We start from the raw sequence: 22088 nt of genomic DNA, 5'->3' as shown, positions 1-22088 counted from the left end.
TTATCTTAACTTGTTCCATGAAAATAGTTTTACATTGTTTGTTCCAATTGACTTTTACTAGCCCTGCGACCTTTAAGAAAAAATATGATAAAAAAGACCATTGTCACTCCTAAGTAAATAGTAAAACCACCAATCTTTTCACTTAAAGTTTCAACAAGACGTTTATAGCTAGAAATATTATATACATGGATAATTCGTAAAGCGAAACCAATGTTTAATAAGTAAAAACCAATTTTAAATAATTTATTCGTTGCCAGAGCTATTTCCTGCTTTTGATTGAAAATATCGAGCATAAATATTTTACTATTCTTAAATAACTGTTGAGAGACAAAAGTTGTTAGCGCAATAGCTACTGGTAAATAGATCAAATAGGCTATTAATTCAAGTGAAGTATTCATAATATTAAGATTTATTGTTATTTTAAATTTCTCGTCATTTTTGCCAGGTTAATTGCTTCTGCTTTTGTAAAGGTTATTTCACGTATTTGACTCATCTCTTTCCAGAGATAATCGTGCCCCTTTAAACCTTTTGCTCCACGTACACGTCTTTGCATTGCTCTCATTTCTCTTTCTGTTGCTTCCCTTTTTTTACCTAATTCGCCATATAATTTAACTCCCGGATAAGAATCGAATCGTCCTTTAAACAAAGACTTTAACCAAAACCACCTTCCATTATTTACCGAAAGCACACATATACTTTTGTTATTAGGTGCATTCTGTCCAAGTTTTGAAGCAAACTTTTCAAAGTAAAATCCTGTACAATCATTATTAAGAAATAGCGAACCAATTGGTGTTATTGTTGGTTCATTGTCAGCGTTCACCGAGGCTATTGAAACAAACATATTTTTTTGTCTGTTCTTTTTTATATGTTCTTTAATTAAAGACCACTGTGTTTGTAGATTTAGTTTCATCTTTTATAAGTTTTAAATTTTTTATGTATTCGGTAAATTGCATAGAGATTAATGTGATGGAGGGTCCCTACTATTAAAATGATAGAACTTAGCTTTAATGCTATTTGCAATATGGTTTGTTCAATTGTAAAAACCTCATCGATTGTACTCAAATTCCATATGGACAAACCAAGGTTTAAACAGTAATAAGAAATGAGTAAGGTATTATTGATTGCATTTGCCAATGCTGTGTTTTTAGGAAAGTAGTTATTGATATAAATCTTTCCATTTTGATAGCATTCATTCCCAATATAAAGAACAACTACAAAAGACAGCAAAAGGTAGATTGCATATACAATATTTGTCATAACATTCGTTTCTTTAAGTTTTCAAGAATATATGTGTAATAAGCTGCCAAGCTCATTGGAATAAGTATTACCCAAAGAAACGTCTCATAAAACTCTGGTCTATTTAAAAGATCAAAGTATAAAAACAAAAAAAGATAGATAGTTGTTGTAAAAATGTATGCACAAATTCGTTTACGTTCTAAATTGTCTAGATGTTTCCAGAATACAAAAAGTATAAGCGCAGAAATTACATGAAAGCCTCCTAACAGTATCTCAGCTAGCATTCCTCCCATTATAGTTAAAAATAAAGCACAAGTAATAATCATCAAAAACCTATTTATGTAAGTAAATATTTTAATTGTATTTTTCATAGTTTCAGAAATTTTTGAAAGTTTAATTGTAAAATTTTTTATTTTTTAACTATTCTAGTCAAATTAGATAATAACCAATGCTCATCAGCTTTTATTGCCTTATCTAAAATGCTATTTACTGTATTGGTTACATTTGCTAGGTCATTCATTAACTTTTTAAATTCCTCTGCTTCTTCAGAGTTTTCTTCTACTCCCTCTTTTAATTCTTCCAAAACTTTCAAAACAGGTTCTACTTCCCTTCTCTTTCTTTCTTTTGTCACCTGCTTGAACAACTCCCATATATCTTTATCTGCTACAAAAAATTCTTTACGCTCACCTACGACAATCTCTTTTCGAACAATTCCCCAATCGATTAATGCTCTAACATTCATGTTCACATTTCCCCTTGAAATTTTCAATATTTCCATAATTTCATCAGCAGATAAAGGTTTTGTTGACGATAATAACAATGCATGCACTTGCGCCATTGTTTTGTTAATTCCCCAACTAGTAGCTAAACTACCCCATGTATGAATGTATTTTAATTTCGCGTCTTCTAACTTCATACCACAAATATACAATTATTTTTAAAACTTTCAATAATTATTGAAAATAAAATAATTTAAGTTTCATGTAATATTTGAATTCTTCAAAATACTAACTAAATAAACAATCAATAATCTTTACTTTGATAGCAGAAACAAAGTAATTATACTAAAACAACCAATTTGAGTAACGACTTTTACAACACATCTATTTTACCTCATGCGGGAATTATAATTAAAATATGTAGAGCATATACTGACTCAGAACCTGATTTTGAAGATTATTATCAAGAGGTTTGCCTACAAATATGGAAGAGTCGTAATGCCTTTAAAAATAAGTCAAAATGGTCTACATGGATTTATAGAATTGCTTTAAATGTTTGTTTAACTCTAACTAAAAAAAAGGTAAGAACGAGTTCTGTAGACTCAAAAATACCAGAGAATTCAGAGGAAAATAAAGCTTTTCAAAATGAAGATTTGAACTTGTTGTACGATGCTATTAAAAAATTATCGGAAGTAGATAGAGCAATTATCTTATTATATCTAGAAGAAAATGCAAATAAGGAAATTGCCTCTATTATAGGTACCAGTCCGAATAACGTAGCCGTACGAGTAAATAGAATTAAAAAACAATTAAAAATATTACTAGATGGAAAAATCAATTAAAAAAATATGGGATGAATCATTTGTTAATGAAGATTCCTTGATCGCCCCTAAAATAAATGATCTATACAATCAAAAATCAAAATCAATTATTCATCGTATCAAAAGAACCTATGAGTTTGACAATAAAGGGCTCATTCCGATGGCAATCCTGATCTTTATTGTTATGACAGCCATTTCTGAAGTAGTTATTGGATCTTACGCAGCTCTTTTAATTTTAAGCTTGTTCTTTTATAATAGAAAACTATTAAGTAACTTCAAAACATTAGATGTAAAATCAGATACCTTAACTTATTTAAAGGAATATAGAGGAATTACGGCATCAATTACAAAAGCTACAAAAAAACTTTTTGTCTTTATTTTACCTTTAGCTGTCTTATCTATTTTTGTATTGGCTTTTTTTATTAAAGAACAAAGTTTTTTGTCAAAGTTTATTTCAAAAGATATGTCCTTCTTACAAGTTTTAGGAATCGGTTTCCTTATGGCAACTATTATTTCCCTAATTTGTAACGCTGTTTATGCCATTTCAACACAACTCGTATATGGCACATTATTCTCAAAACTAGACGACCTTATCAAAGAAATGGAAGCCTTAAAAAACTAACCATTTACCTTATCACAATAGTTTATCTATAATCAAAAAAGCGCTAATGAGACTAGCGTTTTTTTTGCAATATTGTGAGCCCTATTCTGATTTGTTCATAAGGTATTTTTTCACCTAAAAACTCAAAATATGGCTTTAATGCGACTTCCCCTTTTAAAACTTTTTTAGCATTTGCTATTTCTTTAAGTATATCAGGCGTTATAAATTTATCTAAACTAACATCTTTACCTTCTAAATACAGTTTGGACAAATGTGAAAAAATAGTTGTTGTCTTTAAGTTTCGGGTTTCAGCAATTTCTTCTACCGTTAAACCATCATTATATAGCTTATATGTTTCTATAGTTGTATCTTTTTTATTCTTTTTCTTTTCGTTCAGAAAGCTTTTAATCTCTTCCATAAACTCCCCTCCATATACTTCAAGTTTTCGTTGACCTACTCCGCTGATTGATAAAAACTCATTATCTGTTGTGGGTCTATTCTTTTCTATTTCTCTTAAAGTAGCATCGTTAAAAACCAAATACGCCGCAATATCTTCCTCTTTCGCTATGCGATATCTCAATTTTCTTAAGCGTTCAAATAAAGTATTATTCAAAGCCTCTTTCTTCTTCTTTTTAACAACTCTTTCTTCTTTTTTAACTTCAACAGGACTTGTTAATTTAATTTTTTCTCCCTCAAAAAGTACTTTCTTTGAAAACTCAGTTAACTGTAACGAATTATTTAAATGAAAAGCTATTTGGCAATATCCTTGATTCATTAGCTGAATTAGATAATGTTGCCAATCTCTCCAAGCAATATCTCTTCCTGCTCCATATGTTTTTAATGATTGGTAATTTTTATCTAAAACGGCAGCATTTTGTGCTCCTCTGAGCACATCAATAACAGTTCCCATTGCTTCTTTTCCCTTAAGTCTATATATTGCCGATAATGCCTTTTGAGCAATCACTGTTCCATCAAAAAACTTAGGAGGATTCTTACATACGTCACAATTACCACAATCTTTCTCTATTAGCTCTCCAAAATAACTCAACAAAACCTTTCTCCTACAATCTGTAGCTTCAGCGAATTGTTTCATTCGTTCTAGTTTAGCCTCTTGTACATCCTTATTTCCTGTGTTTTCAATAAACTGTCTTAACTGAATTACATCTGCATAACTATGAAATAATAATGCCTCCGACGGTAAACCGTCTCTTCCTGAACGTCCTATTTCCTGATAGTAACCTTCAATATTTTTAGGCATATTGTAATGAATCACCCATCGTACATTTGATTTATCGATTCCCATTCCAAAAGCTATTGTAGCGCAAACGACCTCAACATCATCCTTTATAAATGCCTCTTGAGCTCTCGCTCTTTCATCAAAGGAAAGTCCTGCATGATAGGCAATGGCAGAGATATTACTTTTCTGTAGTTTTCCAGCTAATTGCTCCGTTGCTTTTCTACTTAAACAGTAAATGATTCCACATTGATTCGGTCTATCTTCAATAAAGCTAATAATTTGTTTTACTCTATCATTCGCTGGACGAACTTCTAAAGTAATATTCTCTCTATTAAATGAACTAATAAACCTTGTAGCATGCGGAATTGCTAATTGATCGACAATATCTTCCTGAGTTGCCTTATCAGCTGTGGCCGTAAGAGCTACAACAGGAACATCTGGCAACGATTTTTTTAAAAAAGCTAATTGCTTATATGAAGGCCTAAAGTCGTGCCCCCAAGATGAAATACAGTGCGCTTCATCAATTGCAATACAACTAATGTAATTTTGGTTTAGAATATTTTGTAATAATGGTAAACTTTCAGGAGCTACGTATAATAATCTGATTTTTCCGCTAGCAATTCCATCAAAAACTTGTTCATGTTCTTCTGATGATTGGCTACTATTAAAGAAAGCTGCGGAAATACCGTTCGCTTTCAAACTATCTACCTGATCTTTCATTAAAGCAATTAGAGGAGATATTACTAAAGTAATTCCTTTAAAAAACAAGGCTGGTAATTGATAACAAATGGATTTACCTCCACCCGTTGGCATAATTACCAAAGTATCTTTTTTAGCTAAAATGTTCTCTATTATTTTCTGCTGTTCAAGTCTAAAACTATCGTACCCAAAATTGGTCTTTAATTTTGCCAGCAATTCTTTTTCCTCAATCTCTACCATAAAGCAAAAATAGGTAAATAGAAACACTCATAAAACTACTTTGTATATTCAAAACTTCTAAATTAGAACAAAAAAAAACGAAGATGTGGCAGCATCTTCGTTTCATAGTAGTAGGCTAAGTATTATTAATTAATATCTTTTAATAATACTTCCACAGCTTTCTTTAGCTGTGCATCTTCTCCTCGACTTTTCCAGCCAGGGAAATTCTTTATTAAATAATCTGGTGTTGCAGGAGCATCATTCTCCATATTTTCTCCTGAATTCTTTACATACCATGCTCTAAACGGCATACGAATATATCCATTTTGTAAACTTTGGCCACCAGTAGAAATAACCGCACCGAAAGTTGGTTGCCCTACCAATTTCCCAAGATTCAAACTTTTAAATGCATGCGAGAAAATTTCAGCGTTTGAGTAACTATTCTCATTACATAACGCTACTAAAGGCTTGGTATTAACGGATAAGATTGCTCTTTCGTTAAAAGGATAATTTCCTGTAAAGTTTTTATGATTCTTTAAGCTATTTGTTGCTCCTCTTGGAATTGTATAGGCATGTTGTGTAACATTTAAAACAGCCATTAATCTATCGGTAGTCCATCCACCTCCATTATAACGAACATCAACAACAATTCCTTTTTTACCATATCCACTTGCTTTTAATTCTCTTTCGAATCTTTCAAAACTTGTTAAATTCATTCCTTGAATGTGAATATAACCTAATTGCCCATTCGAATATTCATCTACTAACTTTTTTCTTGAATTTACCCATTCTTCATATTGTAAACTTTTTAAAGAGCGTTGTGGTCTTAAAACAACGTTTTTTCCAGTTGATAAAGTCACTAAAGTTTCATTTCCTCTTGAGTTTTTTAATAAACTATAAAAGTTGGTTCCCTTCTTTATTGCTTGACCATTTACTGCAGTAATAACATCTCCAATATTTAACTTACTCTTCGATTTGTCTGCAACAGAATTTGTTAAAACATAGTCTACCTTTACTCCATTATTTACATCAGAAACTTCCAATCCTAATAAACCAACATTTTCGCTTTTAACCTTTTCAGGATTACCTCCTCTATATCCCATATGACTTGCATTTAACTGACCTAATAAAAGATTAAACATATAGCTATAATCTTGTTGAGTCGAAGCTGCTAGTACCCAAGGTCTGTATTTCTTTACTAAGGCATCCCAATCATATCCATGGAATTCAGGATCATAAAAACCAGCTGTTAATGCTCTAATTCCTTCTTCAAAAACTTGCTTTCTTTGTTCTTTATAGTTGATTGTGTAAGTTGCTTTGTGAGGAAAACTTTCAACTTTATCTGATTTTCCTTTAAACATTTTAACTCCACCAGTAGATAAGAAATATAACTTTCCTTTTACTTCCGTAAAATCACCAGCTCTTTTTACTCCTTTAACTTCTTTAGGTTTGCTTCCATCCCATTTCACTTTATACAAACTTCTTTTTGTAGTGGCTGGATTTGTGGCTGAGAAATATAAGAATTCACTATCTGGATTAAATGCCAAACTATACTCATCATCAGAAAGAGAAGTTACTTGAACAAGTCTATCATAAATTTTATCTTCATCTATTTTAACAGTAACTTTCTTTTTCTTGTCTTTTTTACCTTTCTTTTTATCCTTTTTCTCGTCTTCAGCTTTTACATAGTAATCACCTTCTTCATGATCTCTATTTGTTTTTTCCCAATCTTCTTTTTGAAGCCATACCATCCAAACATCATAATTGATTCCACTTCTATTTGATAAAAAGGCGAGTTTTTTTCCATCAGCACTCCAAACAGGACTTCTATCTCCTCTTGGATGCATACTTACATTAAATTTCTTTTTACTGTCTTCTACAGATTGAATGTAGATTTCACTATCAAAGTTTAAATCTTCCTGAGAGTAAGCGATGTATTTGCTATCAGGACTCCATGAAAGTCCATCTGCAGATGCCCAAGTATCTGAATAAGTCTTCGGATTCTTAATTTTACCTTCTTTAATATCAGCAATAATTAACTTACTTCTACCTTCAGTATACGCTATTTTCTTTTGATCAGGAGAAACAATGATATTTTTAATATCGACTTTAGCCTTTGTTAATTTCTCTGTTTTAACCGTTAAACTTCTCGATAATTTCACCAAAGTATCTGATGAAACAGCACTATAGATATTATAATACCCATCTCTATCCGAAAGGTAAATTACAGTTTTGTTATCTATCCATTGTGGTTGCCTATCATTAAATAAATCTTTACTAATATTATTAGAATTCTTCTTTTCTTTATCGTTTTCCTTTACGAAAATTTCTCCTTCAATTTCTAATGCTGTTAACTTTCCGTCAGGAGAAATAGCGTAGTTACTTACTTTTGATGTAGTTGTTTTGGTTTCTTCAATATCAAAACGATTATCTGAAGGGATGTTTAATGCTAGCTTTCTTGTATTTCCATTCTCTAAAATATAAGTATCGATTCCTGAAGTATAAACTATTGTTCCATTTTTACTCACTGAAAACGATCTTACCCCATCAACTTTCTGAAAAGTTAATTGAACCGCTTCTCCTTCTTTTTCTCCGGTACTCGAAATAGATTGCTTATAAATATTATACCTCCCACTTTTTGCTCCGATATAATATAAGTTTCCTTGCCCATCCCAAAGAGATGAGTGATCATTTTTATTACTTGTAGTTATCTGATGATATTTATTAGCTCTCTTATTATATACCCAAATATCTCGTTGAGCAGAACCAGAATAATCTTCACGAGAGATTCTACATGCTCCTTTTGTGTAGGATACCAAATTCTTATCAGGCGAAATCGATGCTGCAAACCCGTAAGCAGTGATTAACCTCTTAGGAGTTCCTCCATTTTCATTTACTGAATAAATTTGTGCATCCCATTCGGGTCCTTTTAAAACTCTATTAGTTGTAAAAATAATATTCTTCCCACTCCAATCGGAAGGAGTGTTTGTTGTTGGATAAAATGTTAATTGTTTTGGAAGCCCTCCTTCTACTGGAACAGTGAAAACATTTGTATTTCCTTTTCTATTTGATGAAAACGCCAGTTCACTCCCACTTGAATTCCATATAGGGTTCCCTTCATAGGCTTGATGAACTGTTAATCTTTTTGTTTGTTGGTTAGTTACGTTATAAACCCAAATGTCTCCATGGTAACTGAACGCAATATGTGACCCGTCTGGGCTAATTTTTGGTTGTCGAATTAATGTTTGACTAAATACATGCCCTCCAAGCATTAATAGTAAAACTAAAACTATATTTTTTAATTGCATTTTATATTATTTATGCCACTAAATTACTTTATTGCAACGGAGTGTCTATAAAATTTAGCATTATATTAACAATTCTTAACAGTTTCACGTACAACAATTGTAATTTCTACATATTTTCTTATCATTTTCTCAACGTTTCACACTTTTCGTTCGAACATTCTTATTTGCAGAGTTTAAAAACATAAAAAAGCCGCTCGATAACGAGCGGCCTACGAAAGCTTTAATTTTATTAATACTATTCGATGATTATCTTTTTTGTAACAACCATTTCTTTACTATTGATTCTTATAAAGTAAATACCTTTAGGCAGGTATGCTATAGACATACGATATGCTTCATTTTTTAAAGCAACACCATTGAAATATCTTAATATATGTCCTTTAGAATTAAATAATCTAATAGCAACCGTTTCTTCTTTATCTCCTTTAATATAAACATACTCTCCTTTTACTGGATTCGGATATACTTTAATATTATCTAAATAATCTCCGTGATCATCTGATGAGTCATCATATTTTGCTCTAGGAGATTTCCAAATTCCTCTACCATAAGTTGCAGCATATAAATAACCATCAGCATAATTAATTTCAAGTTCATTTATCCTCACATTAGGTAAGTTATTTGAAAATGGTTCCCATTCATTCATATTCATATCTCTATAATAAATACCATAATCCATTCCTAGATATAAACCATCTCTTTTATTGTTATCCCATTCAAGAGCATATGGAGAAAAGTTAGGTAAACCAGTACTATAATGAATCCAACTACCTCCTCCATCTGTGCTTATAAGAACTTTTTCTTCAGCACCGGAAAGAGCTACAGCAATTTTATTTGGATCTGTAGGATGAATTGCAATACTATTTACCTCACCTTTAAATCCCTTTAATTTACTCCATTCTTGAGTTGCCCCACCGTTTAGAGTTCTGTAAATTTTTGTTCTTCCTCGTAAATCTTCAGGAATGTACCAACCATTACCATAATAAATAGAAGCATAAACAATATCAGGGTTTGACGGTGCTATTTTTACATGGGTCGCATTTCTTCCTAAATCTTGCGATATTTGCTGCCATGAATCGGCTCCATCTACAGATTTATAAACACTTCTTGAACCATAATATAAATCTCCATTTTGATCTTGCTCCAATGGTGTAACCCAGTTACCACGTCCAGGACTGCTTCTTCTCATTTGCCACCAGAATGAATCATTTCCTTGTGTAGATGTTTTATACAGACCTCCAAACTGACTTGTACCATAAACGACCATAGGATTGTTTATGTCTATTAAACCTTCCATTCCATCAGCTCCTAACCAATCAATCCAAGCATCACTCGCTTCACGACCTCCTCTATAAATAGAAGATCCATTATCTTGAGAACCGGCTGTAATAACTACTGGATTTGTTTGAGAAACCCCTAGTTTATAGAATTGTCTAATTCCTAAACCAGTTGTTAAATCTTTGTAATAATCAGCATTTAAGTTAGTTGTATCTTCGCTCAAAAAGATACCTCCATCTGTAACAACAAATAAATCATTACCAACAAACTCTAAATCATCAACATCAGCATGACAATAACCTATATTTAGGTTCTTTGCTCCTTCAACAGTCCACTGTGAAGAGTTTGTAAATGACAAACCTCCGTCCATAGACCTCCATGTATTAATCCCAGCAATATGAACTTCATCTGGGTTTGTTGGAGATATAGCGATTCCCATATCTCTAGGAGCTTGTCCTCTTCTATCAGAAGCATCATCTGCATAACCAAAGTAGTTCTTGTTACCGTGATCTAATTTCTGAAAAGTAACTCCGTTGTCTACTGATTTATATAAAGCATTAAAACGACTCCATCTCTCTTCTAATACATAAACAATATTAGAATCTGCTTTCGATACACCAATCATTTTTGCCCCAAAAGGGAATGTTTTATCCTCTACAAAAGTATTTCCTCCATCAGTAGACCTGAAGAAACCACCGTTACCTCCATAAACTCCAAATGACGATGCAAATATTGTATCCGTATTATTCGGATCAAATTCTACATCGTAAAACCTTCCTTGAATAACTAGATCCCATGACGCTCCCCCATCAAAAGATTTATACAAACCATTTGATTGGTTACAAGCATATAATACGTTTGGGTTTTTCGGATGAATTAAAATTTTTAAAACGCTTCCATTTCCGGCATTTCCAACCTTTTCCCATGTTGCTCCAGCATTTACTGATTTATAAACATGTCCAAAGGCAGAGCCCCAATAATATACTTGCGTATTTGATTGCTCCATTGCCAAGGAATAGGTATACATGTTTCCATGATTATCCGTTAAAGAATTCCACGTTCTTCCTTTGTCAGTGGTTTTCCAGATACCGCCTCCAATAGAACCAATAATTATGTGATCGTGATTCTTGTTTTCCACAGCAAAACTTGAAATTCTTCCAACACCTGGATTCCATCCAGTTGTTTCGTTGAAATAAGTTGGACCTAACTCTGACCAACTAGCTCCATTATCCAAAACTTGATCTGATGAATTTGCATTTCTTCTTTGGTTTTGAGCTTCAAGTTCATTGAATAAATAGTTCGGGTCTTTTACGAAACCATTCACATCCAATTGTTTCATTGCAAAATACTCCCAACGTTTGTACTGCTTATATCCAGTACCTTTTCCTGTTCCATTGATTTCAAAATACTTCTCAGCTTCCTCTTGAATTTCGGATAGCCTATGACTATTTTCTGAAATCATTTTTTGATAATCTTGTGCGTACGAAGAAACATAAGTACACGACAAGAAAACTAATAGTAGTTTTAGTTTTTTCACCATAATTAGTGTTTTTATAATTATTTTGGTTAAGCAGCCGAAAGTAATCTAAAAAGTATAACCACAAGGTGAAAAACAAGAGTTTTACAGGTCTTTAAAATTTCTCTACAAATCTTTTTCTTTTGATGATATTTTTAACACTTATGTTTAAAAGTATATCGATACGTTTGAAATTTCATCTTCAAAATTGATATCAAAAAAAATAAGATTGCTATTCGCAATCTTATTTTTTTATCTAGGTATTATTGTTATTCTTTCAATAAATTAACTATCCATTAATAATGGATTTTACAAAGTCTTTAGATTTAAATATTCCGTTTTGATCTAAATATTTAATATAGGCAGAACCTATGATTGCCCCATTTGCATAAGAACAAGCTGTTGAAAAAGTTTGATTATCCGAAATTCCAAAACCAACAATTAATTTACTTTTTAAATCCATTGATTTAATTCTTTCGAAGTATTCAATTTGCTGATGTGACACTTCTCCTTTTGCCCCAGTAATTGAAGCCGATGCAACCACATAAATAAAAGTATCTGTTAAGCTATCAATTTTACGAATACGTTCTTCCGAAGTATGTGGTGTAATTAAAAACACATTACTAATTCCATGCTTTTCGAAAAGAGGTTTATAATGACTCTCGTATTCTACCATAGGTAAATCAGGAATAATAATGGTATCAATACCACATTCTTTCACCTTTTCACAAAAAGCTTCTTCACCATACTTGATAATTTGATTCACATATCCCATCAAAACTAATGGAGTTGAGTTCTTCTCCTTTAGAGCAATCAATTGTTCAAATACAACATCTAGGTTCATCCCATTTTTTAAAGCGACAGAACTACTATGTTGAATTGTTGGTCCATCTGCCAACGGATCAGAGTACGGTAATCCTACTTCTATGAAATCAACACCAGCCTTACCTAACTCGTTAATGATTGTTTCTGTTCCATTTAAATCGGGAAAACCTGCTGTAAAAAATATAGACAATAAATTTTTGTCTTTCTGACTAAATAATTTTTGTAATGAATTCATTTCTATATTCTTTTTAACCTTCTAAATGTTTAATATATGTTTCTAAGTCTTTATCTCCTCTACCCGACAAATTAATCACGATTGTTTTATCCTTGCTTAAGTCCATTTTTGGTAATACTGCCAGAGCGTGAGCTGTTTCTAAAGCAGGAATAATTCCTTCAATTTTTGTTAATTCATAGGCCGCATCTAATGCTTCTTTATCTGTGGCATTCATAAATGTCGCACGTTTACTTTCGTGCAAAAAAGCATGTAACGGTCCTACACCTGGGTAGTCCAGTCCTGCAGAAATAGAATATGGCTCTACAATTTGCCCATACTCATCTTGCATTAAGATGGTTTTACTTCCATGAATAACACCAACTTCACCCAACTGAGAAGTCGCCGCACTTTCTCCAGAGTTAACTCCTAATCCAGCTGCTTCTACTGCAATCAACTCAACCTCTTCGTCATCTAGATAATGGTAAAATGCACCAGCAGCATTGCTTCCTCCTCCGACACAAGCAATAATAGCATCTGGGTTTTCTTTTCCAGTTTGCTCTTTGAGTTGAACTTTCATTTCTTCAGAGATAACAGCTTGCAAACGAGCAACCATATCAGGATATGGATGTGGCCCTACAACCGAACCTATTAAATAATACGTATCTGGGTTCTGAATCCAATAACGAATGGCTTCATTCGTTGCATCTTTTAATGTTTTACTACCACTCGTTGCCGGTACTACTTTGGCTCCAAGCATTTTCATTCTTGCAACATTAGGTGCCTGACGCTTAATATCAGTTTCTCCCATAAAAACAATACATTCAAGTCCCATTAAAGCACAAACCGTTGCTGACGCTACACCATGCTGTCCTGCTCCTGTTTCCGCAATAATTTTAGTTTTTCCTAAATGTTTTGCTATAAGAATCTGCCCTATCGTATTATTTACTTTATGAGCTCCAGTATGATTTAAGTCTTCTCTTTTCAAATAGATGGTAGCTCCATACTTTTCTGAAAGACGTTTTGCTAAGTATAAAGGACTTGGTCTACCAACATAATGCTTCAATAAATCTTTATACTCTTCTTGAAAGGCTGGTGAATTAATAATATGAATATAGTTGTCTTCTAATTCCTTTACATTAGGATATAATAATTCTGGAATAAAAGCTCCTCCGAACTGTCCATAATACCCATTATTATCAGGTTGAAATTTCATAATTCGTCTCTTATTTTTTTACTATTGTTATAAACTTCTTTAACTGTTTGATCGATTTGTCACCTGGTTTTGTTTCAAATCGGCTATTCACATCGAGGGCAATACATTTTTTTGCATGTGATGTTTTCATAAATTCTTTTACCGAATCTACTTCCTGTAAACCTATACCTCCACTTAAAAAATAAGGTGTGTCAGAGTTATACTTTTCCAATAACTTCCAATCAAAGGTCACTCCATTTCCTCCTCTTTCTTTTCCTTTGGTATCAAAAAGAAAATAATCCACTTTGCCTTCATATGGCTTGAGCTTATCAAAATCAAAAGTATCTTTTACTCCAAAAACCTTCATCATCTCCACTTTTGGTAAATGTTCTTTCAATTTTTCTATATACTCGGGTGATTCATCACCATGTAACTGCAATACTGATAACTGATATTCTTCTGCCAACGACACAACTATCTCTAAATACTCATTTACAAAAACACCTACTTTTTTAATGCTCTTTGGTATCTCAGGAATAATTCCTTCAAAATTTCTTTTTGACTTTTCATAGAAAATAAACCCCAAGTAATCTGGTTTCAATTCAGCAACTTGCTTAATATTTTCTACATACTTCATTCCACAAACTTTCAACTTCATCTTACTATGCTTTTTTATCGTTGAATAATAAACAAATGGCTTTAAAACAATCAGATTCAAATGATATGGTTCTTACACTATCTTTTGAAAACTCAACATCAAAATCTAAATCTATTTCTCCATTAGATTTAATTGAATCGATATAAAAAGTATTACCTTTTGCTTCACTTAACACTCCATAAAAAAGTTCATCCTCTTCATTATCTTGAAATTCGAAACAACCATATTTAGTCTCTACCCATTTAAGTATCTCAATCGTGTTTGTTCCGAATTCAAATCCTTCTGGTTTTTCAAATACGGACTCTCTTAACTCAAGAACTCGCTTTAAACTCTCATTATCATTTGAAAATCTATTTTCCAAATATTTCTTATTAATTAGCTTATAGCCATCTAGTTGAAAATCTACAGGAATCGATTTAATTAAAATCCAATCTTCATTCTCATCTAATAAAACACCTGTTTCGAATTCTTCCCAATCAATTAAAATATAATCCTCTATTAACATTGTTTTATTATCTAATTTGACTGATAAACTCTTGACAAGCAAGTCCTGGGTTTTCTGTTTTCATAAAGTTTTCACCTATCAAAAACCCTTGAAAACCATATTCTTTTAAACCAGTTATAATTCGAGGATCAGAAATTCCACTTTCAGAAACTTTCACAGCACTATCAGGAATTTGACTCGCTAAAGCTATCGAATGCTCTAAATCAACCTCAAATGTTTTTAAGTTTCTGTTATTGATTCCTATTATTTTATTATCCAAATCTGAGATCTTATCTAAATCTTCCTGTGTATGAATTTCATACAACACTTCTAAACCTAAATCAGCAGCTAATTGTCCGTAATCCTTCAATTCTTTTGCCGACAAACAGGTAGCTATCAATAAAACAGCATCTGCTCCAATTGCCTTAGCCTCTACAATTTGAAAACCATCAACCACAAAATCCTTTCTTAGAATTGGTGTCTGTTGATTTATTGTTCTTGCCTCCATTAAATCGGCCATTGTTCCTCCAAAGAATGAAGTGTCCGTTAAAATAGATTGTGCTGCAACTTTTGCTTCCAAATACCCTTCAGTTACTTCTGCAATAGTAGCGCTATCATTGATAATTCCTTTAGAAGGTGATTGCCTTTTATATTCGGCTATAATTCCTGTAGAATATTGATTTGTGAGTGCTTCTTTTAACGAAAATCTTGATCTTTTAAAATTTGGGCTCTCTACCAACTTTTTTACGGGAACCTCAGCTTTTATCTTCGCTACTTCGTTCTTTTTAAATGCTATTATTTTATCTAGTATTGTCATTTTTTTAATTATCAGTGTTCAATTATCAATTATGAGTGATTAGCTTTTAATGTTGTTTATTGTGATAAACAAGTTGTTCTCCCACATATTCAATTACTTCAATAAAAAACTCTTTTAATATATTTATCTGTTTAGCTTTATCATCTTCCTCATCAAAAGATTCAAATCTATTCGTTTCTTTATCAAATAATTCAAAAAAATATGCTTTATCGTATTCAGAATAATAATGCTTCCATTTAAAGTTTTGATTTATATTTCTTTCATTTAAGCGTAAAACATCACATAGTTCTTTATCAGAAAACTCAATTGACACTTCTGTTCTGTTATCATAATATAACCCGATACTTCCTTTTACCTCAAAATCAAAATTTTCAAATCTGACCATGAACGGCTTCCCTACCCAAGCATTAGTAATTTTTACACCTCCATTTTGTTGACTTGTAAAGTTTATTTTGTCTTCTTCTGATTTTTTTGAAATAATAGTAACTTCATCCAAAGAGTTCAAAAAAGAATACAATGATTGAATTCCTTCTAACTTCATTTTTTTTATTTCTTTTATTAAACAAACATTTTCTAAATAAGTAATATACCCTTTAAGTAATTCTTGATCTATTTTTCCATTTTTGTTCAAATGTTCATTCTTTAATGCATTTCTAAAACCTTTCCACGTTGTTATTTTATAACCTTCATGTTCTTCAAGTTCATAATTGGTAATATACCCTCTCTTTGCGTTTGGAAAGTCATCAACATATTGAAGAAAATGCTGTTTTGGATCATTTATTTTCACTTCAATAATATACTCCTGTCCATCATTTTTAAAATAAAAATCTGATCTACTGCTTCCTCTTGAATATTCTCTTTGAAAATCTGAAATATTACTCCAATTATTATCTTCCTCTTCGAAAAAGAAGCTTAAAAAAATATTTCTAAACTCTAAAGAAGACTCGCAAAATGCCCATGTGATATCTGAAAGATCATTCTCTTTTCTGAGTCTCCATGAGACATATCCAAAAAACTTTGATATTTCACTCATTTCTCAATACTAATATCTCATTACTTAATGCTAACCAATCTGTTCAAACAATCTTTTGCTTTTAATCCGAATAATGAATCCTTCGCTTCATCATATGCTGCTTCAAAAGACTTATTTTGATCTACAATTTTTAATGCGTAAGCCGCATTTGTTAACACAACATTATTCTGAGCATCGGTTCCTTCACCATTTAATATCGTTTTGAATATTTTCGCCGCATCAGCTACAGAATTCCCACCATAAATATCCGACTGTTTCAAAGTCTGTAATTGTAAATCGCTTGGCGTAATTAATTGCTCACCTTCCTTTGAAAACAATTTAAAACCTCCTGTTAGAGAAATCTCATCATAACCATCTAAAGCATGTACAATACCATAATTAGAATCTTCCTCTTGTAAAATGTAATTATACAATCGTGCTACCTCAAGATTAAAAGTTCCTAACAATTGATTTTGAGGTGAACTTGGATTCACCAGAGGACCTAACATATTAAAGAATGTCTTTAATTTTAAAGCTTTCCTTACTGGACCAACAGCTTTCATTGCTGGATGAAATTTTGGAGCATGCAAAAAACAGATATTTGCTTTTTCCAAATGAGATTTTAATGTTGCTTCATCATTTGTAAACTCATACCCAAAACTTTCCAACATATCTGAAGAACCAGACTTAGATGATACTGAATAATTACCGTGTTTTGCCACTTTCTGACCTGTTCCTGCAACTACAAAAGAGGTTAAGGTTGAAATATTAAAAGTATCTTTACCATCGCCACCAGTACCAACAATATCAATGGTATTATAGTCAGATAGATCTACCTTTATTGCCAACTCCAATAAAGCTTCCCTAAAACCGGCCAACTCATTTACAGTTATTGGACGCATCATGAAAACGGTTAAAAAAGAGGCTAGGTGGGCTTCATTATATTTTTCATTCGCAATATTGATCAACATTTCTTTGGCTTCTAACTTTGTTAGTCTTTTATGTTGATATAATTTTTCGAGGGTTTCTTTCATCGTTCTTATTATTGATGTTAGGCTACTAATTTTTTCTCAACGTCAGCAATAAAATTACTAACTAGTTTTTCTCCAACTTCTGTTAAAATACTTTCTGGATGAAATTGAACGGCGCTAATTTGAAATTCCTTGTGTCTTATTGCCATGACACCTCCATCTTCGTCGATAGCAGTTATTTCTAAAGATTCAGGTAAATCTTCTTTTGAAGCAATCCATGAATGGTATCTTGCCGCTGGAAACGTTTCTGGAACACCTTTAAATATGGTAGCCTCCTTCTCCAATACTTTCATATCTGTTGCTACCCCATGGAAAACTTCATTCATATTAATGATTTTCCCGCCAAAAACTTCTGTAATTGCCTGTAAACCTAAACACACACCGAAAATAGGTAGCTTACCTGCATATGTCTTTATTACTTCTTTAAGAATTCCTGCTTCATCAGGTATTCCAGGACCTGGAGAAAGAATAATCAAGTCGTAAGTACCAACTTCTTCTATTGATATTTCATCATTTCGATAAACATCTGGATACTTATCGGTTATCTTTTCAACCATATGCACTAGGTTGTAGGTAAATGAATCGTAGTTATCTAAAATTAATATCTTCATTTTTTTAGTATTGAGGATTGTGTATTGAGAACTTCTCTTTTCTCAATTCTAATATTTTACATCTATTTTTTAAACGTTTTCTGCTAAAACCAAGGCCTTCTTCAAGGCTGCCAATTTATTATTCACTTCTTGCAATTCTCCTTCTTCACTTGAATGAATTACAATTCCAGCACCAGCTTGATAATACAATACATTCTTCTTGCTAACAAATGAACGTATAGCAATGGCCAAGTTGACTGAACCGTCCAAACCTATAATTCCAACCGCTCCTCCATAGAATCCTCTCGATTGATTTTCATACGTATCTATTAATTGCATGGCTTTGTATTTTGGAGCACCGCTCAAGGTTCCTGCAGGAAAGGTGTCTCCAACAATTTTAATTGGGTTCCCCTTTATTTGTCCTTGAACAGTAGATACTAAGTGAATCACATGACTGAAATACTGGACTTCTTTAAAAACTTCAACAACAACATTATCCGCATGCTTACTCAAATCATTTCGAGCTAAATCAACTAACATAACATGTTCCGCTGTTTCTTTTTTATCTTCAGAAAGCTTTTTCCCTAGTTTTAAATCTTCAGCCATATTTCCCGTTCTACGGAAAGTTCCAGCAATAGGATTTATAATAGCTTTTCCTTCATTTATTTTAATTTGAGCTTCTGGTGAAGACCCCATTAATTTGAAACTTCCATAATCAAAATAGAAAAGATAAGGTGAAGGATTAATTGATCTCAATGCTCGATAAACATTAAACTCATCCCCTTTAAACTTCTGTTGAAACTGTCGAGATAATACTAACTGAAAAACGTCACCTCTTTTACAATGAGCTTTCGCATTTTTAACGTACTCTTTGAATTCATCATTTGTACAATTTGAAGTTTCCTCTCCTACAATTTCAAATTTTTGTGTATTGAATGACTGTGCTTCAATGATTGTTTCTATTTCTTGAATTTTTGATTCTTCCCCATCTTCAATGTTTTCAATTAAAATCAACTCATCGTTAAAATGATTAATTGCAATAATAAATCTGTAAAAACTATATTGCATCATTGGAATAGCGGATGGAGCATCCTTAACATTCAATTTTATGGTTTCAAAATATTGAACACTATCGTAAGTTGTATATCCATATAAACCATTAAAAGATTTCACTTCAGGATCACAATTAAGTTCTATTGAAGAAGCAAACTCATTAAACAACTCGTTAAAGTTTCTATCAATTGTACTCGTACTAATTTCTTCTCCTTTTTTTAATACAGAAAATTTGTCTTTATCTGCTTTCATTCCAATAATAGGCTCTATACAGATAAATGAAAAGCTCTCCTCTTTACTATGATAATCAGAACTTTCCAGCAATAAAGTATTTGAATAACGATCTCTTAATCGAAGATATAGACCTACAGGAGTAACAGTATCAGAAAGTCTTTTTTTAGAAACTGTAGTAAACTTAATTTTTTCCATTTTTAGTTTTAGTCGTATTGTTTAAAAACAAAAAAGGCTTATCGTGAGATAAGCCTTTTTAATTTATATTTTGATTATAGGGTGCTGCTCACTTAATTTTTGTTAAGAGAGTTCCACCACCATATGTTGTTTTGCGTTAACATGATATGGCAAATTTAAAATAGATTTTTTAGAATGCAAACTTTTAGAGGATTTTATTTTTTGAAGTAGATTTTTCTTGCAACTGTAAATGATTTTATAACGACAATAACATCCCTTTTCCTACAATTTACCCTTAAAACCTGTGATAAAAACTATTGTAAGTTATAATTTTAAATAAAAAAACACTTTTTAATTAAAAATTAAAACCAATAAACTTAAAAATATTTACAAAAACAAACAATCACCGTTAGTTTGTATCAGCAAATTAAATAATAATTATTTAAGGATTGTTGTTTGATAATTAATTAAGAAATAAAAATTTAAAGATATATGTGTGGAATTGTTTGTGCTTTCGATTTAAAAGAAGAGTCTGAGGTTTTAAGACCTCAAATATTAGAAATGGCTAAAAAAATTAGACATAGAGGTCCGGACTGGAGTGGAATATATAGTGATAAAAAAAGTATCATGGCTCATGAACGTTTGGCTATTGTAGACCCAACCTCTGGACAACAACCTTTATTTAGTAAAGATAGAAGATTTGTTTTAGCTGCGAATGGAGAAATCTACAACCACCAAGAGATTAGAAAGCAGTTAACAGATGACCATGAGTTTTTAACAAAGTCTGACTGTGAAGTTATTTTAGCTTTATATAAGGAAAAAGGAGAACACTTCTTAGATGATTTAAACGGAATCTTTGGTTTTGCTGTTTATGACACCGCAACAGATGAATACTTAATTGCTCGTGACCATATTGGAATTATTCCTTTATATATGGGCTGGGATAAAAAAGGAACTTTCTATGTAGCTTCAGAATTGAAAGCATTAGAAGGACAGTGTAACAAAATTGAGGTATTTCCTCCAGGTCACTATTATACAAGAGAAGGCGGTTTACAAAAGTGGTATTCAAGAGATTGGATGGAATATGAAGCTGTAAAAGACAACCAAACGAGTATTGATGAATTGCGTGATGCTTTAGAAGCTGCCGTACACAGACAATTAATGAGTGATGTACCTTATGGAGTTTTACTTTCTGGAGGTTTGGATTCATCGATTACTTCTGCAATCGCTAAAAAATATGCTTCAAAAAGAGTGGAATCTGACGATAAAGATGAAGCTTGGTACCCGCAACTACACTCGTTTTCAATCGGCTTAGAGGGCTCACCAGATTTAGCTGCCGCTAAAGTAGTATCTGAACACATTGGAACAATTCATCACGAAATCACATTTACCATTCAAGAAGGTTTAGATGCAATTAAAGATGTAATTTATCACTTAGAAACCTACGATATTACAACAATTCGCGCCTCTACTCCAATGTATTTAATGTCAAGAGTAATCAAATCTATGGGTATTAAAATGGTATTATCTGGTGAAGGTGCTGATGAAATTTTTGGAGGATATTTATACTTCCACAAAGCTCCAAACGCTCAGGAGTTCCATGATGAAAACGTACGTAAACTGGACAAACTTTATCAATATGATTGCTTAAGAGCAAACAAGAGTTTAATGGCTTGGGGTATTGAAGGTAGAGTTCCGTTCTTAGATAAAGAATTTATGGATGTTGCCATGTCTATAAACCCACAAGACAAAATGATTAACGGTGAACGTATGGAGAAATGGGTTTTAAGAAAAGCATTTGAGAGCTACTTACCAGAAAGTGTAGCTTGGAGACAAAAAGAACAATTTTCAGATGGTGTAGGTTATAGCTGGATTGATACTTTAAAAGAAGTTGTAGAAACAGCAGTAACGGATGAAATGATGGACAATGCAGCTCACCGTTTTCCAATTCAAACTCCAAGAGCTAAAGAAGAATATTACTACCGCTCTATTTTCGAAGAACATTTCCCTAGCGATACAGCTGCATTAACTGTTCCTTCGGTTCCTTCGATTGCGTGTAGTACCCCAACTGCCTTAGCATGGGATGCTAGTTTTCAAAATGTAAATGAACCTAGTGGACGTGCTATAGCAACGGTTCACGAAGATGCTTATTAATATTATTATTAGTTTC

General features: G+C 32.2%; 20 protein-coding genes. 3 read left to right on the top strand and 17 right to left on the bottom strand.

Annotated elements, in window-relative coordinates; all coding sequences use genetic code 11:
* Nucleotides 1–29 precede the first annotated feature (29 nt).
* Genes ACKTTV_RS15915 through ACKTTV_RS15895 form a run of 5 tightly spaced genes read right to left on the bottom strand, consistent with a single transcriptional unit; the run spans nucleotide 30 to nucleotide 2152 of the window.
* The gene (locus ACKTTV_RS15915) at nucleotides 30–398 is read right to left on the bottom strand and encodes a hypothetical protein (RefSeq protein ID WP_408031854.1); all 369 of its coding nucleotides are present in this window, start codon (nucleotides 396–398) and stop codon (nucleotides 30–32) included.
* A 17-nt stretch (nucleotides 399–415) separates the two neighbouring features.
* Entirely contained in the window at nucleotides 416–910 is a 495-nt protein-coding gene (locus ACKTTV_RS15910) for a pyridoxamine 5'-phosphate oxidase family protein (RefSeq protein WP_408031853.1), read from the bottom strand.
* The gene (locus ACKTTV_RS15905) at nucleotides 907–1257 is read right to left on the bottom strand and encodes a hypothetical protein (RefSeq protein WP_408031852.1); all 351 of its coding nucleotides are present in this window, start codon (nucleotides 1255–1257) and stop codon (nucleotides 907–909) included. Before ACKTTV_RS15905 ends, ACKTTV_RS15910 begins: the two co-directional genes overlap by 4 nt.
* Nucleotides 1254–1607: a hypothetical protein gene (locus tag ACKTTV_RS15900; protein WP_408031851.1), complete on the bottom strand. Its 354-nt coding sequence runs from the start codon at nucleotides 1605–1607 to the stop codon at nucleotides 1254–1256. The genes ACKTTV_RS15905 and ACKTTV_RS15900 overlap by 4 nt, the downstream gene beginning before the upstream one ends.
* Before the next feature lie 38 nt (nucleotides 1608–1645).
* Nucleotides 1646–2152, bottom strand: coding sequence for a GbsR/MarR family transcriptional regulator (locus ACKTTV_RS15895; protein ID WP_408031850.1), 507 nt, complete (start codon nucleotides 2150–2152; stop codon nucleotides 1646–1648).
* Nucleotides 2153–2314: 162 nt separating this feature from the next.
* Here ACKTTV_RS15895 and ACKTTV_RS15890 point away from each other — a divergent pair, with 162 nt between their 5' ends.
* A complete protein-coding gene (locus ACKTTV_RS15890; RefSeq protein WP_408031849.1) occupies nucleotides 2315–2797 on the top strand; it encodes an RNA polymerase sigma factor in 483 nt (160 codons plus the stop codon).
* Nucleotides 2781–3398: a hypothetical protein gene (locus tag ACKTTV_RS15885; RefSeq protein ID WP_408031848.1), complete on the top strand. Its 618-nt coding sequence runs from the start codon at nucleotides 2781–2783 to the stop codon at nucleotides 3396–3398. The genes ACKTTV_RS15890 and ACKTTV_RS15885 overlap by 17 nt, the downstream gene beginning before the upstream one ends.
* Nucleotides 3399–3450: 52 nt before the next feature.
* On the opposite strand, the gene recQ is transcribed toward ACKTTV_RS15885, so the two are convergent.
* The 12 genes from recQ to ACKTTV_RS15825 form a co-directional block, all read right to left on the bottom strand.
* Nucleotides 3451–5553, bottom strand: a complete 2103-nt coding sequence (gene recQ, locus ACKTTV_RS15880) for a DNA helicase RecQ (RefSeq protein WP_408031847.1) — start codon at nucleotides 5551–5553, stop codon at nucleotides 3451–3453.
* Between the two features lie 125 nt (nucleotides 5554–5678).
* Nucleotides 5679–8840, bottom strand: coding sequence for a S41 family peptidase (locus tag ACKTTV_RS15875; protein WP_408031846.1), 3162 nt, complete (start codon nucleotides 8838–8840; stop codon nucleotides 5679–5681).
* A 235-nt stretch (nucleotides 8841–9075) separates the two neighbouring features.
* A complete protein-coding gene (locus tag ACKTTV_RS15870) occupies nucleotides 9076–11658 on the bottom strand; it encodes a T9SS type A sorting domain-containing protein (protein ID WP_408031845.1) in 2583 nt (860 codons plus the stop codon).
* A 265-nt stretch (nucleotides 11659–11923) separates the two neighbouring features.
* Complete coding sequence (gene trpA, locus ACKTTV_RS15865) at nucleotides 11924–12694, bottom strand: tryptophan synthase subunit alpha (RefSeq protein WP_408031844.1); 771 nt, start codon at nucleotides 12692–12694, stop codon at nucleotides 11924–11926.
* A 13-nt stretch (nucleotides 12695–12707) separates the two neighbouring features.
* The gene (trpB, locus tag ACKTTV_RS15860) at nucleotides 12708–13886 is read right to left on the bottom strand and encodes a tryptophan synthase subunit beta (protein ID WP_408031843.1); all 1179 of its coding nucleotides are present in this window, start codon (nucleotides 13884–13886) and stop codon (nucleotides 12708–12710) included.
* A gap of 10 nt (nucleotides 13887–13896) precedes the next feature.
* Nucleotides 13897–14523, bottom strand: a complete 627-nt coding sequence (locus ACKTTV_RS15855) for a phosphoribosylanthranilate isomerase (RefSeq protein ID WP_408031842.1) — start codon at nucleotides 14521–14523, stop codon at nucleotides 13897–13899.
* 4 nt (nucleotides 14524–14527) lie between these two features.
* On the bottom strand, nucleotides 14528–15028 hold the full coding sequence (locus tag ACKTTV_RS15850) for a hypothetical protein (protein WP_408031841.1): 501 nt from the start codon (nucleotides 15026–15028) through the stop codon (nucleotides 14528–14530).
* A 7-nt stretch (nucleotides 15029–15035) separates the two neighbouring features.
* Entirely contained in the window at nucleotides 15036–15824 is a 789-nt protein-coding gene (gene trpC / locus ACKTTV_RS15845; RefSeq protein WP_408031840.1) for an indole-3-glycerol phosphate synthase TrpC, read from the bottom strand.
* A gap of 46 nt (nucleotides 15825–15870) precedes the next feature.
* The gene (locus ACKTTV_RS15840; protein ID WP_408031839.1) at nucleotides 15871–16857 is read right to left on the bottom strand and encodes a hypothetical protein; all 987 of its coding nucleotides are present in this window, start codon (nucleotides 16855–16857) and stop codon (nucleotides 15871–15873) included.
* Between the two features lie 20 nt (nucleotides 16858–16877).
* Nucleotides 16878–17870: an anthranilate phosphoribosyltransferase gene (gene trpD, locus ACKTTV_RS15835; RefSeq protein ID WP_408031838.1), complete on the bottom strand. Its 993-nt coding sequence runs from the start codon at nucleotides 17868–17870 to the stop codon at nucleotides 16878–16880.
* 17 nt (nucleotides 17871–17887) lie between these two features.
* Nucleotides 17888–18478 (bottom strand): anthranilate synthase component II, encoded by a 591-nt coding sequence (locus ACKTTV_RS15830; protein WP_408031837.1) that lies wholly within the window; start codon nucleotides 18476–18478, stop codon nucleotides 17888–17890.
* Nucleotides 18479–18547: 69 nt separating this feature from the next.
* Nucleotides 18548–19939 carry an anthranilate synthase component I family protein gene (locus tag ACKTTV_RS15825; RefSeq protein ID WP_408031836.1) on the bottom strand — a complete coding sequence of 464 codons (1392 nt, stop codon included), beginning with the start codon at nucleotides 19937–19939 and terminating at the stop codon, nucleotides 18548–18550.
* Between the two features lie 471 nt (nucleotides 19940–20410).
* Here ACKTTV_RS15825 and asnB point away from each other — a divergent pair, with 471 nt between their 5' ends.
* Complete coding sequence (gene asnB, locus ACKTTV_RS15820; RefSeq protein WP_408031835.1) at nucleotides 20411–22072, top strand: asparagine synthase B; 1662 nt, start codon at nucleotides 20411–20413, stop codon at nucleotides 22070–22072.
* Nucleotides 22073–22088 lie beyond the last annotated feature (16 nt).

It is taken from the genome of Tenacibaculum xiamenense (assembly GCF_964513065.1).
Taxonomy (GTDB): domain Bacteria; phylum Bacteroidota; class Bacteroidia; order Flavobacteriales; family Flavobacteriaceae; genus Polaribacter; species Polaribacter xiamenense.
The sequence above is the reverse complement of the archived record's forward strand: the minus strand, read 5'-3'. Positions and strand labels throughout refer to the sequence as shown.

Excerpts from the sequence above, each read along its gene's own strand:
- ACKTTV_RS15885 (WP_408031848.1), top strand. The coding sequence starts at position 2,781 with ATGGAAAAATCAATTAAAAAAATATGGGATGAATCATTTGTTAATGAA.
- ACKTTV_RS15900 (WP_408031851.1), bottom strand. The coding sequence starts at position 1,607 with ATGAAAAATACAATTAAAATATTTACTTACATAAATAGGTTTTTGATG.
- recQ (WP_408031847.1), bottom strand. The coding sequence starts at position 5,553 with ATGGTAGAGATTGAGGAAAAAGAATTGCTGGCAAAATTAAAGACCAAT.
- trpB (WP_408031843.1), bottom strand. The coding sequence starts at position 13,886 with ATGAAATTTCAACCTGATAATAATGGGTATTATGGACAGTTCGGAGGA.
- ACKTTV_RS15875 (WP_408031846.1), bottom strand. The coding sequence starts at position 8,840 with ATGCAATTAAAAAATATAGTTTTAGTTTTACTATTAATGCTTGGAGGG.
- ACKTTV_RS15850 (WP_408031841.1), bottom strand. The coding sequence starts at position 15,028 with ATGTTAATAGAGGATTATATTTTAATTGATTGGGAAGAATTCGAAACA.
- ACKTTV_RS15915 (WP_408031854.1), bottom strand. The coding sequence starts at position 398 with ATGAATACTTCACTTGAATTAATAGCCTATTTGATCTATTTACCAGTA.
- ACKTTV_RS15830 (WP_408031837.1), bottom strand. The coding sequence starts at position 18,478 with ATGAAGATATTAATTTTAGATAACTACGATTCATTTACCTACAACCTA.
- asnB (WP_408031835.1), top strand. The coding sequence starts at position 20,411 with ATGTGTGGAATTGTTTGTGCTTTCGATTTAAAAGAAGAGTCTGAGGTT.
- ACKTTV_RS15895 (WP_408031850.1), bottom strand. The coding sequence starts at position 2,152 with ATGAAGTTAGAAGACGCGAAATTAAAATACATTCATACATGGGGTAGT.
- ACKTTV_RS15910 (WP_408031853.1), bottom strand. The coding sequence starts at position 910 with ATGAAACTAAATCTACAAACACAGTGGTCTTTAATTAAAGAACATATA.
- trpA (WP_408031844.1), bottom strand. The coding sequence starts at position 12,694 with ATGAATTCATTACAAAAATTATTTAGTCAGAAAGACAAAAATTTATTG.
- ACKTTV_RS15840 (WP_408031839.1), bottom strand. The coding sequence starts at position 16,857 with ATGAGTGAAATATCAAAGTTTTTTGGATATGTCTCATGGAGACTCAGA.
- ACKTTV_RS15905 (WP_408031852.1), bottom strand. The coding sequence starts at position 1,257 with ATGACAAATATTGTATATGCAATCTACCTTTTGCTGTCTTTTGTAGTT.
- ACKTTV_RS15855 (WP_408031842.1), bottom strand. The coding sequence starts at position 14,523 with ATGAAGTTGAAAGTTTGTGGAATGAAGTATGTAGAAAATATTAAGCAA.
- ACKTTV_RS15870 (WP_408031845.1), bottom strand. The coding sequence starts at position 11,658 with ATGGTGAAAAAACTAAAACTACTATTAGTTTTCTTGTCGTGTACTTAT.
- trpC (WP_408031840.1), bottom strand. The coding sequence starts at position 15,824 with ATGACAATACTAGATAAAATAATAGCATTTAAAAAGAACGAAGTAGCG.
- ACKTTV_RS15825 (WP_408031836.1), bottom strand. The coding sequence starts at position 19,939 with ATGGAAAAAATTAAGTTTACTACAGTTTCTAAAAAAAGACTTTCTGAT.
- trpD (WP_408031838.1), bottom strand. The coding sequence starts at position 17,870 with ATGAAAGAAACCCTCGAAAAATTATATCAACATAAAAGACTAACAAAG.